The 14273-nt window shown below is 60.0% G+C and carries 16 protein-coding genes; 10 read left to right on the forward strand and 6 right to left on the reverse strand.

What is annotated here, in order from left to right:
* Positions 1 to 51: 51 nt before the first annotated feature.
* Positions 52 to 888, reverse strand: a complete 837-nt coding sequence (locus YA0848_RS16015) for a CvfB family protein (protein WP_034099624.1) — start codon at positions 886 to 888, stop codon at positions 52 to 54.
* A gap of 322 nt (positions 889 to 1210) precedes the next feature.
* On the opposite strand from YA0848_RS16015, the gene YA0848_RS16020 reads away from it, so the two are divergent.
* The 3 genes from YA0848_RS16020 (at position 1211) to YA0848_RS16030 (ending at position 3252) form a co-directional block, all read left to right on the forward strand.
* Positions 1211 to 1390, forward strand: a complete 180-nt coding sequence (locus YA0848_RS16020; protein ID WP_003193095.1) for a hypothetical protein — start codon at positions 1211 to 1213, stop codon at positions 1388 to 1390.
* A gap of 206 nt (positions 1391 to 1596) precedes the next feature.
* Positions 1597 to 2319, forward strand: a complete 723-nt coding sequence (locus tag YA0848_RS16025; protein ID WP_034099626.1) for a TorF family putative porin — start codon at positions 1597 to 1599, stop codon at positions 2317 to 2319.
* 66 nt (positions 2320 to 2385) lie between these two features.
* A complete protein-coding gene (locus tag YA0848_RS16030; RefSeq protein ID WP_034099628.1) occupies positions 2386 to 3252 on the forward strand; it encodes a DUF6279 family lipoprotein in 867 nt (288 codons plus the stop codon).
* A gap of 33 nt (positions 3253 to 3285) precedes the next feature.
* On the opposite strand, the gene YA0848_RS16035 is transcribed toward YA0848_RS16030, so the two are convergent.
* Positions 3286 to 3687 carry a hypothetical protein gene (locus YA0848_RS16035; RefSeq protein ID WP_034099630.1) on the reverse strand — a complete coding sequence of 134 codons (402 nt, stop codon included), beginning with the start codon at positions 3685 to 3687 and terminating at the stop codon, positions 3286 to 3288.
* Between the two features lie 155 nt (positions 3688 to 3842).
* Here YA0848_RS16035 and YA0848_RS16040 point away from each other — a divergent pair, with 155 nt between their 5' ends.
* Positions 3843 to 4118, forward strand: a complete 276-nt coding sequence (locus YA0848_RS16040) for a hypothetical protein (RefSeq protein ID WP_034099632.1) — start codon at positions 3843 to 3845, stop codon at positions 4116 to 4118.
* Positions 4119 to 4167: 49 nt separating this feature from the next.
* Here the strand turns inward: YA0848_RS16040 and YA0848_RS16045 are convergent, their stop codons facing one another.
* The gene (locus YA0848_RS16045) at positions 4168 to 5514 is read right to left on the reverse strand and encodes a DEAD/DEAH box helicase (protein ID WP_016979359.1); all 1347 of its coding nucleotides are present in this window, start codon (positions 5512 to 5514) and stop codon (positions 4168 to 4170) included.
* A 193-nt stretch (positions 5515 to 5707) separates the two neighbouring features.
* On the opposite strand from YA0848_RS16045, the gene YA0848_RS16050 reads away from it, so the two are divergent.
* Positions 5708 to 7006: a mechanosensitive ion channel family protein gene (locus tag YA0848_RS16050; protein WP_034099634.1), complete on the forward strand. Its 1299-nt coding sequence runs from the start codon at positions 5708 to 5710 to the stop codon at positions 7004 to 7006.
* On the opposite strand, the gene YA0848_RS16055 is transcribed toward YA0848_RS16050, so the two are convergent.
* From YA0848_RS16055 to YA0848_RS16065, 3 genes are all read right to left on the reverse strand, one after another.
* On the reverse strand, positions 7003 to 7872 hold the full coding sequence (locus YA0848_RS16055; RefSeq protein ID WP_034099636.1) for a carboxylate/amino acid/amine transporter: 870 nt from the start codon (positions 7870 to 7872) through the stop codon (positions 7003 to 7005). The two genes, YA0848_RS16050 and YA0848_RS16055, sit on opposite strands and share 4 nt — an antisense overlap.
* A 202-nt stretch (positions 7873 to 8074) precedes the next feature.
* Positions 8075 to 8674: an FMN-dependent NADH-azoreductase gene (locus tag YA0848_RS16060; RefSeq protein WP_034114781.1), complete on the reverse strand. Its 600-nt coding sequence runs from the start codon at positions 8672 to 8674 to the stop codon at positions 8075 to 8077.
* Between the two features lie 151 nt (positions 8675 to 8825).
* Positions 8826 to 9140: a hypothetical protein gene (locus tag YA0848_RS16065; protein WP_034099640.1), complete on the reverse strand. Its 315-nt coding sequence runs from the start codon at positions 9138 to 9140 to the stop codon at positions 8826 to 8828.
* Positions 9141 to 9189: 49 nt separating this feature from the next.
* Here YA0848_RS16065 and YA0848_RS16070 point away from each other — a divergent pair, with 49 nt between their 5' ends.
* The 5 genes from YA0848_RS16070 (at position 9190) to aqpZ (ending at position 14262) form a co-directional block, all read left to right on the forward strand.
* Positions 9190 to 10113: a LysR family transcriptional regulator gene (locus tag YA0848_RS16070; protein ID WP_034099642.1), complete on the forward strand. Its 924-nt coding sequence runs from the start codon at positions 9190 to 9192 to the stop codon at positions 10111 to 10113.
* Between the two features lie 14 nt (positions 10114 to 10127).
* Positions 10128 to 10931 carry an alpha/beta fold hydrolase gene (locus YA0848_RS16075; protein ID WP_040269070.1) on the forward strand — a complete coding sequence of 268 codons (804 nt, stop codon included), beginning with the start codon at positions 10128 to 10130 and terminating at the stop codon, positions 10929 to 10931.
* A 3-nt stretch (positions 10932 to 10934) separates the two neighbouring features.
* Positions 10935 to 11498 carry a peptidylprolyl isomerase gene (locus YA0848_RS16080; protein WP_094064978.1) on the forward strand — a complete coding sequence of 188 codons (564 nt, stop codon included), beginning with the start codon at positions 10935 to 10937 and terminating at the stop codon, positions 11496 to 11498.
* 82 nt (positions 11499 to 11580) lie between these two features.
* Positions 11581 to 13413: an ABC transporter ATP-binding protein gene (locus YA0848_RS16085; RefSeq protein ID WP_034099647.1), complete on the forward strand. Its 1833-nt coding sequence runs from the start codon at positions 11581 to 11583 to the stop codon at positions 13411 to 13413.
* Between the two features lie 147 nt (positions 13414 to 13560).
* Positions 13561 to 14262, forward strand: a complete 702-nt coding sequence (gene aqpZ / locus YA0848_RS16090; protein ID WP_184315799.1) for an aquaporin Z — start codon at positions 13561 to 13563, stop codon at positions 14260 to 14262.
* Positions 14263 to 14273 lie beyond the last annotated feature (11 nt).

The raw sequence follows: 14273 nt of genomic DNA on the forward strand, positions 1-14273 counted from the left end.
GAAACAGCCTCTGTAGGCGCCGATCAGCGCCTACAGAAGAGCAAAACGCCCTCAGCTTAGTTCAATGCGATCGGCATGAATCACGATCTGGCCCTGTTTGTAGAGCGCGCCGATGGCTTTCTTGAAGTTGCCTTTGCTCACGCCGAACAAGTTGCTGATCACCGCCGGATCGCTTTTATCGCTGACCGGCAAGGTGCCGTTGTTTTCGCGCAACTTGGCGAGGATCTTCGAGTTCAGGCTGGAGGCCGCTTCCTGACCGACCGGTTGCAGGCTCAAGCTGATGTTGCCGTCGGCGCGGATCTCCTTGATAAAGCCTTTCTCTTCCTTGCCGGGACGCAGGAATTTGAAGACTTCGTTCTTGTGGATCAAGCCCCAGTGCTTGTTGTTGATGATCGCCTTGAAACCCATATCGGTGGCTTCGGCCACCAGCAGATCGACTTCCTGGCCCACCTGATAGTTGGCGGGTGTCTTGTCCAGGTAGCGATCAAGGCGCGCGGTGGCGGTGATGCGCTTAGTGTGCTTGTCGAGATAGACATGCACCACGCAATACTCACCCGCGCTCAACTGACGCTTTTCTTCCGAGTAAGGCAGCAACAGATCTTTGGGCAGCCCCCAATCGAGGAATACGCCAATGCTGTTGACTTCCACTACTTTCAAACTGGCGAACTCGCCCACTTGAACTTTGGGCTTTTCAGTTGTAGCGATAAGTTTGTCATCGCTGTCCAGATAAATAAAAACGTTAAGCCAGTCTTCATCTTCACTGGGAATATCTTTGGGGATATACCGATTAGGCAAGAGGATTTCACCGTCTTGCGCACCATCGAGATACAAACCAAAGTTAGTGTGTTTAACCACTTGCAAGCTGTTGTAGCGCCCGACTAAAGCCATTTCCAAACCCCTCGTTACGTGGGCGGCATTCTACCCGAGTTGTGCCCGCCACGCGCGCACGCCTGAAAAATCCAGGGGTTGCGTGGCTTTCTGCTGGCCCTGCCCCGCTCGTCAGATCATCCTGATGAATTTCGCCCAGCACGCCAGGCCAGTTGTTTCAGGGCTTTCCAGTTAAAACAGTAAGTTAGCGGATTATTGATAGGCCCAACTTTGCCCATTCTCAACCCGGAGATTTATTCTCAAGGGATATTTACCAAGCAATTGTCAAGTATTTCATGTACGATGCCTGGCCAAGTTAATTCTCTACAGGTTAGTGGCCGCCATGCGTGTAAAAGCATCCAACAGCAAAGCAAAGCCAGCTCCCGCCGTTGAAACCAGCGAATCGATCAACAGCCAGATTGCTGCGTTCCTTAAATCCGGTGGCGAAATCCAGCAAATTGCCAAGGGCGTAAGCGGCCAGACTTTCGGCCCGTCCAAGCAGATCAGCCTGGGCAAGAAGTAACACTCTCGCAACACACCTGGTCCCTAAGCGCCTTGCCTTCAAGGCGCTAGGACTAGCGTCGGTACCACCCTCTTATTGCATTCAATAGCACCCTAATCGACGAACGGGCCTCACCGACCGCTATTCGCCGGTATCCTTGCACGCGTCTAGCGCGGGCATCTGCCCGATTTTTCCGTCACTGCTCCTCGCTTTTCATGGAGTGAAGCATGTTTAAACCCTGCATATTCCTGATCACTGCCCTGGTCGCCAGCCCTCTGGCGGAAGCGCAAATCTTCCAACGCGAATTGGGCGACTTCGACCTGAAACTGGGTACAACCCCCAGCCGCAGCATGGCCCAGGGCCTGGTCAAGCCGACGTCGCCGGGCAGTGGCTCGTTCCACGGCGGCCTGGATCTGAGCCACGACAGCGGCCTGTACTTCGGCCAGTTCTCGCCGAACATGGGGCTATCCTCCTCCAGCAACCTCGAAATCGATTCGTATATGGGCTTCAAACACCCTTTCGATCAGACCCTGGGCTACGAAGTCGGCTTGATCCACTACAGCTACCCCACCCTCAGCCCGCTCAACAGCCAGGAGTTCTACGGAGGTCTGAACCTGCTCGGCAATCGTTTCGGCGCTTCCTTCAGCAACGACCCGGACCGCCAGGACAGCACCCTCTTTGCCGACCTTAGCGGCACACAGCCGTTCGGGATCGGGGTAAGCATGAAGTACACCACCCATCAGTTAGGCTCGCCAGTGTCGGTGGATGGCGGCTCCATCAGCAGTTTCAGCGACTGGTCGGTGCAGTTTTCCCGCGCCTGGAAGGGCATCGACCTGGACCTGATCTACAGCGATTCCAGCCTCAGCGGCGGCAATTGCTCCGCCTACTCCGGGCACAACGCGCAATGCGATGGCCTGCTGACTCTCAAGGCCGTGCGCTCGTTTTATTGATGGGCTGAACTGTCGGACCCGGCCAGGGTTCACATGCACAAGTCCCCTCTGTGCAAGGATCCGCTCATGCTGCGTCGGCTCAAACTATTGGTGGTAGTACTGACCCTGAGCCTGGTGCTCGCCGGCTGCAATCGCGTGGGCCTGGCCTATCGCAATCTGGACGTGATCATCCCCTGGACCCTCAATGACTACCTGGACATGAACGCCGGGCAGAAGAGCTGGTTCAACGACACACTCAAAGAACACCTGGCCTGGCATTGCACCACGCAACTGCCGGGCTACCTGGACTGGCTGGACCGCCTGCAACAGATGGTGGACGCCAATCAAGTCACGGACGCCGCGCTGCAAACCCGCACCGTCGAGGCCAAACAAGCGATTGCCGAGGTTGCACGAGAAATCACCCCGTCGGCCATCGAGCTGCTGCAAGGGCTGGACGATGAGCAGGTCGAGGACATGAACGCCGCGCTGGCCAAAGACCTGCGCAAGCGTCAGGACGAATACCTCAAGCCCCCACTGCAACAGCAGATCAAGGAGCGCGCCGAACGCATGCGCAAGCGCCTGGACAGCTGGATGGGCCCGCTCAGCCCCAGCCAGCAAGCCCGCGTCCTGGCCTGGTCGGTCGCGCTGGGTGAGCAGAATGAGCAGTGGATCGGCAACCGCGCCCATTGGCAGGCGCAGTTTATCGACGCGGTCCAGCAACGCCGCAGTGCCGATTTCCCACAAAAGATGCAGCAACTGCTGGTGGACCGTGAAAGCCTATGGACCCCGCAATACCGTGCCGCCTACGCCCAGACTGAAGCGCAAGCGCGAAGCCTGATCGTCGACTTGATGGCCGACAGCACGCCGCAACAGCGGTTAAAACTCACCCAGAAAATCGACGGCGTGCGCAGCGACTTCAAGGCACTCAAGTGCCTCAAGGCCGCTGCCCGTTGAAATGCGGGCTGCCTTAGCAACTCGACAACGATCCTAGATCGCGCCGCCCGCAATCGCCGCTTCGGAAGCCACGCGATCAAAGGTTTCAGGGTCCAATGCGTCTTCCTGCTCGTCCATGACCTGACGCGGATGAGCGTTGCCAGGAATGGAGCTGTCAATCAGGGACAGCAGGCTCGCTCCCCGTGGGGTCAAAATGAAATTCTCGCCGTTACCGCCCTGTTCTTCCGGGCGCGATTCGATAAAGCCGCGTTTGAACAGCAACGCTTCATAGTCGGCAGCGGTCTTTTTCAGCGTATCCAGGTTGCCGATGGACTCACCGGCCGTGGCCTTGTCGGCGGCTTCCTGCTCCGCATATTTGCGCGGGGCAAAGCTGCCCTCGCCGTTCTGCACTTCGTGCAGCAAACGTTCGATCAAATCCCAGTTGTAAGTCGTCATCCTGATTCCTCCTGCGGGCGTGAGCAAAAGTGGCCCGTCAGCAGGTGTGACCTGTCACGTCGGCAGCCGTTCAGCCGAATGGACGGGCGTCATTTCTCTGAACTTTCCAGACGTTCGCCCCCTCAACTGCGTACAAACGCCAAGGAGGTCGCCCCATGAAAACCCTGATGAATCTGACCGTCGCCGCCGCTCTGCTCACCGCCCTGCCGACCTGGGCCTGTACGCCGGAAGAAGCCACCGCCAAGCGCGAGGAGCTGGCTAAGCAAGTGACCCGGCTCACCGAACAGAACCCAGCCAAGGCCAAGGAGATGAACGACGAACTGCAGAAAATGGACCTGGACACCGAGAGCGCGGAGTTCCCCGACAAATGTCAGTTGATCGACGCGCGCCTCAAAGAACTGAAAGAGGCCGCCGCCAAGGCCGAAAACTGAGCCCATAAAAAAACCGGACATCGTCCGGTTTTTTTATATCGCCCCAGGCTTATTCAGCAGCTGGCGCTTCGGGTTTGCGGCGCTTGAGCGGGGCCATGCCGTCCTTGCTCACCAACGACAGGTTGTCGGTCTTCGGGCGGTTGGCGATCTTGCGCTTGGTCGGCGACTTGGCGCCGGTTTTCTTCTTGTCGCCCTTGGCGTCGGTCTTTTTCTTCTTCACGCCGACGGCCTTGCCCGACGCCTTGACCTTCTTCGGCCCGGTGTAGGTGCCTTTGACTTCCTTGATGGTGCGGCGCTCGAACGACTGCTTGAGGTAGCGTTCGATACTCGACATCAGGTTCCAGTCGCCGTGGCAGATCAGCGAGATGGCCAGGCCATCGTTGCCGGCCCGCCCGGTGCGGCCGATACGGTGCACGTATTCGTCGCCGCTGCGCGGCATGTCGAAGTTGATCACAAGGTCGAGGCCATCCACGTCCAGGCCACGGGCGGCCACGTCGGTGGCCACCAGGATCTTCACACCGCCGGCCTTGAGGCGGTCGATGGCGAGCTTGCGATCTTTCTGGTCTTTCTCGCCGTGCAGCACGAACGCCTTGTATTCCTGGGCGACCAGGCGGCCGTAGATGCGGTCGGCGGCGGCGCGGGTGTTGGTGAACACAATGGCTTTCTGATAGGTCTCGTTGGCCAGCAGCCAGTTGAGGATCTGCTCTTTGTGCACATTATGGTCGGCGGTGACGATCTGCTGACGCGTGGTGGCGTTGAGGTCGCTGACGTTGTTGACCTGCAGGTGTTCCGGGTTGTTCAGCACCTTGGCGACCATGTCGCGCAGGGTCGAACCGCCGGTGGTGGCGGAGAACAACATGGTCTGTTGACGGTTGACGCACTCGCCCACCAGGCGCTGCACGTCGTCGGCAAAGCCCATGTCGAGCATGCGGTCGGCTTCGTCGAGTACCAGCACTTCGACCTCCTTGAGGTCCAGGTTGCCGGCGTTGAGTTGTTCGATCATGCGCCCTGGCGTGCCGATCAGAATGTCCGGCACCTTACGCAGCATGGCGGCCTGCACCTTGAAGTCTTCGCCGCCGGTGATGATGCCGGACTTGATGAAGGTGAACTGCGAGAAGCGTTCGACTTCCTTCAGGGTCTGCTGGGCCAGCTCGCGGGTCGGGAGCAGGATCAGGGTCTTGATGCTGACGCGGACCTTGGCCGGGCCAATCAAACGATTCAGAACCGGCAGGACGAAAGCGGCGGTCTTGCCGCTACCGGTTTGCGCTGTCACCCGCAGGTCACGCCCTTCGAGCGCGAGCGGGATGGCCGCGGCTTGCACAGGCGTAGGCTCGACAAATTTAAGCTCGGCCACGGCTTTGAGCAGGCGTTCGTGCAGGGCGAATTGGGAAAACACGGGTGCTACCTCGAAGAAATGCAAAATATCAGCTGCATAGGGTAACGGTTTCGGGCGTCCAAACCGAGTTTCTTTACGCGAACGGGCCCAATCAGGCGTTTTTTTGTGCTTGATTGTGTCGGCGACGTCAACTTTGTCGCACTCAGGTGCTCTAATCGCCCCCGACTTGTCTTACCGAGGAATCGCTTTATTCATGGATATCAAACAGCTCTGGCGCAACGTCCAAGACCTTTGGGACGCACTCGACCAACATCCCATGCTGCATGCGGGCCTGGGCTTGCTGGTATTGCTGGTGGTGGCCCTGGTGCTGGGTCGGGTGGCGCGCTACCTGATCCTGCACGCGGTCAAACTGCTCGGGCGCCAACCGGCCCTGCACTGGCTCAACGACCTGCGGCACAACAAGGTTTTCCATCGTCTGGCGCAGATGACACCGTCTCTGGTGATTCAGTTCGGCCTGTATCTGGTGCCCGACCTGAGCAAGACTGCCACGTTGTTCATCGGCAACGTGGCCCTGGCGTTCACCATCCTGTTCCTGGTGCTGGCCATAAGCGCCCTGCTCAACGCCCTACTGGACATCTACGCCCGCACCGAACACGCACGCACCCGTTCGATCAAGGGCTATGTGCAATTGGCCAAGATGGTGCTGTTCGTGTTCGGCGCGATCATCATCGTTGCCACCCTGATCGACCGGTCGCCGCTGTTGCTGTTGTCCGGCCTGGGTGCAATGTCGGCGGTGATTCTGTTGGTCTACAAGGACACGTTGCTGTCGTTCGTCGCCAGCGTGCAGTTGACCAGCAACGACATGCTGCGGGTCGGCGACTGGATCGAAATGCCCCAGGTCGGCGCCGACGGCGATGTGGTGGACATCACCTTGCACACGGTGAAAGTGCAGAACTTCGATAAAACCATCGTCTCCATCCCCACCTGGCGCTTGATGTCCGAATCGTTCAAAAACTGGCGCGGCATGCAGGCCTCGGGCGGGCGGCGCATCAAGCGCAGCTTGTTCATCGATGCCAGCGGCGTGCGCTTCCTGCGTGACGACGAAGAAGTGCGCATGACCCAGGTGCACCTGCTCACCGATTACATCAGCCGCAAGCAAGCCGAACTCAGGGCCTGGAACCAAGCTCAGGGTCACAGCGCGCAGTTGTCGGCCAACCGCCGGCGCATGACCAACCTCGGCACCTTCCGCGCCTACGCGCTGGCCTACCTGAAAAGCCACCCGGACATCCAGCCGAACATGACCTGCATGGTCCGCCAGATGCAGACCACCGCCCAAGGCGTGCCGCTGGAAATCTACTGCTTTACCCGCACCACGGCGTGGGCCGATTACGAACGAATCCAGGGCGATATCTTCGATTATCTGCTGGCGGTGTTGCCGGAGTTCGGCCTGAGCCTGTACCAGCAACCCAGTGGCAACGATCTGCGGGCGGGGATGCTACCGGCGGTGGCGGGCGCCAGTCATTTAGCGGCCCCGGATTACCCGGCGGTTTAAGCCAGCGAGCGGTTGGGCGCCTTGACGCCCAACCGACTGATCCACACCGCCCCCACAATCACCAGCCCGCCCAAGGCCAACCGGCCCAGCGGCTCGTGCTGGTTCCAGATCAACAGGTTGAGCAACAACCCAACCGGTACGTGCAGGTTATTCATCACTGCCAGGGTGCCGCCGTTGACCAGGCATGCGCCCTTGTTCCACCAGTACAGGCCCAATGCCGTGCTGACCAGGCCGAGGAACACCAGTACACCCCACTGCAGCGGCGCTTGCGGCAGAAAATCAGCTTTGCCGAACAACAGGAACGCCGGCAACACCACCAGCAATGCGCCAAGGTAGAAATAGCCGAAGCGTCGGTAGTGCGGCAGGTCGCTCGGGTAGCGCGCCACCAGGTGCTTGTACATGACCTGCCCGGCGGCATAGGTGAAGTTGGCCAATTGCAGCAGCAAAAAGCCCATCAGGAAGTGCGGGGTGACCTGGTCGAAGCGAATCACTGCCGCACCCGCCACTGCCACCAGGGCAGCCAGCAATGCCCAGGGATTAAAGCGGCGGTTGAGAGCATCTTCGATCAGGGTCACATGCAGTGGCGTGAGGATGGTGAACAGCAGCACCTCCGGCACGGTAAGCACGCGAAAGCTCAGGTACAGGCACACGTAGGTCACGCCGAACTGCAGCGCGCCGATCACCAGCATGCCGCGCATGAACGCCGGCTCCACCGAACGCCAGCGCGTCAGCGGGATAAACACCAGCCCGGCCAGCACCACGCGCACCAGCACCGCGAAGTAGCTGTCGACGTGACCGGCGAGGTATTCGCCGATCAAGCTGAAGGAAAATGCCTGAATCAGGGTGACAACCAGTAGATAGCCCATGCGCGCCTCGTTTCGAATGGGCGGGACATTAAAGCTTTTCGTCGCGGGACGAAACTCGGGGCAAAAAAAACCCGACCTCGCTAAAGCGTCAGTCGGGCAGGAGCACTCAGGAGCACAAGTGCAAAGGGAGGTTCGTTACGCGTACTTGAAGGGTTGGCGTGCAGCGATATAAACACTGCGGGATTATCTGGCGATTAAAGCTTCACACCACCTGGGCCAGCTGGGCCTTGGCGTGATTGATGCCTTTTTCCTGGAAGTCGCCGCTCAGGTTCACCCCTTCGGCATGAATAAAAGCGACCTCATGAATCCCGATAAAGCCCATAACCTGGCGCAGATACGGTTCCTGATGATCGGAGCTGGCGCCGGTATGAATGCCGCCGCGCGCGGTGAGCACAATGGCGCGCTTGCCGGTCAGCAGGCCCTGGGGCCCGGTGGGTGTGTATTTGAACGTCACGCCGGCACGCAATACGTGGTCCAGCCAGGCTTTCAAGGTGCTGGGGATGGCAAAGTTGTACATCGGCGCGGCCAGTACCAGCACGTCGGCGGCCAACAGCTCATCGGTCAATTCGTTGGAGCGGTCCAGAGAGATCTGTTCGTCGTCGTTGCGCTGTTCCGACGGTTTCATCCAGCCGCCGAGCAGGTTGGCGTCCAAATGCGGAACCGGGTTGAGGGCCACGTCGCGCACGGTGATCCGGTCCGCCGGGTGGGCGGCCTGCCATTGGCTGATGAACTGCTGAGTGAGTTGGCGGGAAATGGAATCCTGCTGGCGTGCACTGCTTTCGATGATCAGAACGTTGGACATGGCTATGTAGGCTCCATCTGAAACTGCTGTAAGTCGATGGAGAAAAGATTAACCAGGGCTCATTCGATAAAAAAGCGCAAAAAACTGCTATAACCCATCTAGAAATTTGTTGATAAGCGGAGTATCCCTGTTGGCCTGCTCCGCTGATGGGTTATTTCGGGGTGCAGGTCAGGGCGATACGCATCTTGATAATCGCGCGGTTGAATTTGACCGTGGTGTTGGTGCTCTTGCCGGCCGGTACCGAGACGGTACGCCGACGCGGCGACTCCGGACCATTGGTGAAGACTACCGAGCACTGGGCGTCGTTGGTGCCGTAGTTATTCAGTTGAATCGAACTGATATCGGCATCCACGTCGGTCGCAGTGTAGTCCACGCTCACGCCGTCGATCTTTTTGCTCACATCGATAGGGTAGGCGAACGCGCTCAACGGCAGCAGCGCCAGCAGCACACAACAGAATTTTCTCATTCGGCAGTCTCCAATAAGGACCGCCAGCTTAGGACAAGAGGAACCCATCTTGAAAGCGCCCCGCGTTACCCTCGATCAATGGCGCACGCTGCAAGCCGTGGTCGACCATGGCGGCTTCGCCCAGGCGGCCGAAGCGCTGCACCGTTCGCAGTCTTCGGTGAGCTACACCGTAGCCCGCATGCAGGACCAACTCGGCGTGCCGCTGCTGCGCATCGACGGGCGCAAGGCTGTACTCACCGACGCCGGTGAAGTGCTGTTGCGCCGCTCGCGGCAACTGGTGAAAAACGCCAGCCAGTTGGAAGACCTCGCCCACCATATGGAGCAAGGCTGGGAAGCCGAAGTGCGCCTGGTGGTGGACGCCGCCTACCCCAACGCACGCCTGGTGCGCGCCTTGAGTGCGTTTATGCCGCAAAGCCGCGGTTGCCGCGTGCGCTTGCGTGAGGAAGTGCTGTCCGGCGTCGAAGAGCTGCTGATCGAAGGCGTGGCCGACCTGGCGATTTGCGGTTTCAGTATCCCCGGCTACCTGGGCACCGAGATGAGCGATGTGGAGTTTGTCGCCGTCGCCCACCCCGAGCACGCCCTGCACCGTATGAACCGCGCGCTGAGCTTCCAGGACCTGGAAAGCCAGATGCAAGTGGTGATCCGCGACTCCGGCCGTCAGCAGCCGCGGGATGTGGGCTGGCTCGGCGCCGAACAGCGCTGGACCGTCGGCAGCCTGGCCACGGCGGCGTCCTTTGTAGGCAGCGGCCTGGGCTTTGCCTGGTTGCCACGGCACATGATCGAACGCGAACTCGCCGAGGGCGTGCTCAAGCAGCTACCTTTGGAACAGGGCGGCAGCCGCCATCCCACGTTCTACCTGTATTCGAACAAGGACAAACCCTTGGGGCCGGCCACGCAGATCCTCGTGGAATTGCTGCGCACCTTCGACACCGCTCCGTTGGACGCCCCTTTCGCCGCCCCTCGACAAGCCTGAAACGGAGTTCAAGCATGCCCTGGTTCGACCATGACGACTGCAGCCTGCACTACGAGGAATACGGCCACGGCACCCCACTGATCCTAATTCATGGCCTGGGCTCCAGCAGCCAGGACTGGGAGCTGCAGGTGCCGGTGCTGTCCCGGCATTACCGCCTGATCGTGGTAGATGTACGCGGCCATGGGCGCTCCGACAAACCCCGCGAACGCTACAGCATCCCTGGCTTCAGCGCCGATCTGAGCGCACTGATCCAACACCTCGACCTGCCGCCGGCCCATGTGGTGGGGTTGTCCATGGGGGGCATGATTGCGTTTCAGTTGGCGGTGGACGAGCCCGGCAGCGTCCGCAGCCTGTGCATCGTCAACAGCGCGCCTGAGGTCAAGGTGCGCAGCGCCAATGACTATTGGCAATGGACCAAACGCTGGACGCTGGCCCGGGTGCTCAGCCTGAACACCATCGGCAAGGCTCTCGGTGACCGGCTGTTTCCCAAACCGCAGCAGGCCGACCTGCGGCGCAAGATGGCCGAACGCTGGGCAAAAAACGACAAACGTGCTTATCTCGCCAGCTTCGACGCCATTGTGGGCTGGGGCGTGCAGGAACGACTGTCCAGCATCGCCTGTCCAACCCTGGTCATCAGCGCCGACCACGACTACACCCCTGTGGCGCAAAAACAAATCTATGTAAAACTGCTGCCCGATGCGCGACTGGTGGTCATCGAAGATTCCCGCCATGCCACGCCCTTGGATCAACCCGAGGTCTTTAACGCAACCCTGCTCGAATTTCTAAAGACCGTCGACACCACTGCTCAGGATCACTGACCCATGCTGAAAAAAATCGCCTTCTTTGCCGGTTCCGTTCTGTTCGCTGCCAACTTGATGGCGGCCCAGCCGGCCAAGGCGCCGCACGTTTTGATCTCCACCACCAATGGTGACATTGAAGTCGAACTGGACCCGGTCAAGGCGCCGATCAGTACCAAAAACTTCCTGGACTACGTAGACAAAGGCTTTTACACCAACACCATTTTCCATCGCGTGATTCCGGGTTTCATGGTTCAGGGCGGGGGTTTCACTCCACAGATGCAGCAGAAAGACACCCAGCCGCCGATCAAGAACGAAGCCAGCAACGGCCTGCACAACGTGCGTGGCACGCTGTCGATGGCACGCACCTCCAACCCGGATTCGGCCACCAGCCAATTCTTCATCAACGTGGCTGACAATGCGTTCCTCGACCCAGGCCGTGACGCCGGTTACGCGGTATTCGCCAAAGTGGTCAAGGGCATGGACGTGGTCGACATCATCGTCAACTCCCAGACCACCACCAAGCAAGGCATGCAAAACGTGCCGATCGACCCTGTCGTGATCAAGTCGGCCAAGCGCATCGACTGACGTCTGCAGGATGCTCCGCGCACAGCCCACAAGGCTGTGCGCGCACCTGAAAGGAGAGCCCGCTCGGCGGGCGTCAACCCCAATGCTCTATCGTCGTTTCGAACAACTGATCGATATTTTTCGCGACGCGCCCAGCGCCGCACCACCTGACAAAGTCCTACCCTTCTACCTCTACTACCTGCGCCAAGTGTGGCCGCATTTTGCCGCCCTGCTGGTGGTGGGCCTGATCGGTGCGCTGATCGAAGTCGCACTGTTCAGCTACCTTAGCCGCATCATCGACCTGGCCCAGGGCACGCCGCCGGCGAATTTTTTCCAGGAGCACAGCAGCGAGCTGATCTGGATGGCCGTGGTCGCCCTGTTGCTGCGCCCGATCTTCGGCGCCCTGCATGACCTGCTGGTGCATCAAACGATCAGCCCCGGCATGACCAGCCTGATCCGCTGGCAGAACCACAGCTACGTGCTCAAACAGAGCTTGAATTTCTTCCAGAACGACTTCGCCGGGCGGATCGCCCAGCGCATCATGCAAACCGGCAACTCGCTGCGCGATTCCGCCGTGGCGGCGGTGGATGCGATCTGGCACGTCGCGATTTATGCCATCAGCTCTCTGGTGCTGTTTGCCGAAGCGGACTGGCGCCTGATGATCCCACTGGTGACGTGGATCATCTGCTACAGCCTGGCGCTGCGGTATTTCGTGCCGCGGGTCAAAGAGCGCTCGGTGATTTCCTCCGAGGCGCGCTCCAAACTGATGGGGCGCATCGTCGATGGCTACACCAATATCACCACCTTGAAGCTGTTCGCGCACACCCAGTACGAGCAGCAATACGCCAAGGAAGCGATCATCGAGCAGACCGAAAAAACCCAGCTGGCCAGCCGTGTGGTCACCAGCATGGACATCGCGATCACCACCATGAACGGCCTGTTGATCGTCACTACCACGGGCCTGGCCCTGTGGTTATGGACGCAGTCGCTGATCTCGGTGGGCGCCATCGCCCTGGCCACGGGCCTGGTGATCCGCATCGTCAACATGTCCGGCTGGATCATGTGGGTGGTCAACGGTATTTTCGAAAACATCGGCATGGTGCAGGACGGGTTGAAAACTATCGCCCAACCGCTGGCCGTGGTCGACCGTGAAAACGCCCCGCGCCTGAGCGTGCCCCATGGCGAAGTGCGCTTCGAGCAGGTGGATTTCCACTACGGCAAACAGAGCGGGATCATTGGCGGCCTGAACCTGACCATCAAGGCCGGGGAGAAAATCGGCCTGATCGGGCCGTCCGGCGCGGGCAAATCGACCTTGGTCAACCTGCTGCTGCGCCTGTACGACCTGCAAGGTGGGCGCATCCTGATCGACGGCCAGAACATCGCCGAGGTGGCCCAGGAAACCTTGCGCGAGCAGATCGGCATGATTACCCAGGACACCTCGCTGCTGCACCGCTCGATCCGCGACAACCTGCTCTACGGCAAGCCTGACGCCACCGATGAAGAACTCTGGAGCGCGATCCACAAAGCCCGCGCCGATGAATTCATCCCACTGCTGTCAGACTCCGAAGGCCGCACCGGGTTGGACGCTCACGTCGGCGAACGCGGGGTGAAACTCTCCGGTGGGCAGCGCCAGCGCATCGCCATTGCGCGGGTGCTGCTCAAGGATGCACCGATCCTGATCATGGACGAGGCCACCTCGGCGCTGGACTCGGAAGTAGAAGCAGCGATCCAGGAAAGCCTGGAAACCCTGATGCAAGGCAAAACAGTGATCGCGATTGCCCACCGCCTGTCGACCATCGCCCGCATGGACCGCTTGGTGGTGCTGGAGAAAGGCCGGATCGCCGAGAGCGGCAGCCATGCCGAACTGTTGGCCCATGGCGGGCTGTATGCGCGGCTGTGGCAGCATCAAACCGGCGGCTTCGTCGGTATCGACTGAACACAACGCTGGTTGCACCGTCCGCCTGGCACTTTGCGCTGACCATGCTGTAATTCAGTGCAGTGCCCAGACGGGCGCTGAAGTAAATCTGCAGGGAGCATCACTGATTTACTGATTCGGTAGAGCGATCTATCAAGGACGGGTTTCATGTCTTTGTTCAAGCGTTCAGTCACAGAGGGGCTGGGTACGTTTTGGCTGGTGTTGGGTGGGTGCGGCAGCGCGGTATTGGCCGCAGCGTTCCCGGCGGTTGGGATAGGGTTGCTGGGGGTTTCCCTGGCGTTCGGGCTGACGGTGTTGACCATGGCGGTCGCCATCGGCCATATCAGCGGTTGTCACCTCAACCCAGCCGTGACGGTGGGCTTGGTGGTCGGCGGGAGGTTTCCGGCCAAGGAGTTACCGGCCTATATCATCGCCCAGGTCATAGGCGGCGTAGTCGCGGCGGCATTGTTGTATATGATCGCCAGCGGCAAGCCAGGCTTCGAATTGGCGTCGGGGCTGGCTGCCAACGGGTATGGCGAGCACTCACCCGGCGGCTATTCGCTGGCGGCGGGGTTCGTCAGTGAGCTGGTGATGACGGCGATGTTCCTGGTGATCATCCTCGGCGCCACCGACCCACGCGCCCCCAAGGGCCTGGCGCCCATCGCCATCGGCCTGGCTTTGACCCTGATCCACCTGATCTCCATTCCCGTGACCAACACCTCGGTCAACCCGGCGCGCAGCACAGGCCCGGCGCTGATCGTGGGTGGGTGGGCGATCCAGCAGTTGTGGTTGTTCTGGCTGGCGCCGTTGCTGGGTGCGGCGATCGGCGGTTTTATTTACGGATGGTTGGGTAAGGAGCATCCAGCCTGACGCCCCCATAC

Source organism: Pseudomonas sp. S4_EA_1b (assembly GCF_016307435.1).
Classification (GTDB): domain Bacteria; phylum Pseudomonadota; class Gammaproteobacteria; order Pseudomonadales; family Pseudomonadaceae; genus Aquipseudomonas; species Aquipseudomonas rhodesiae.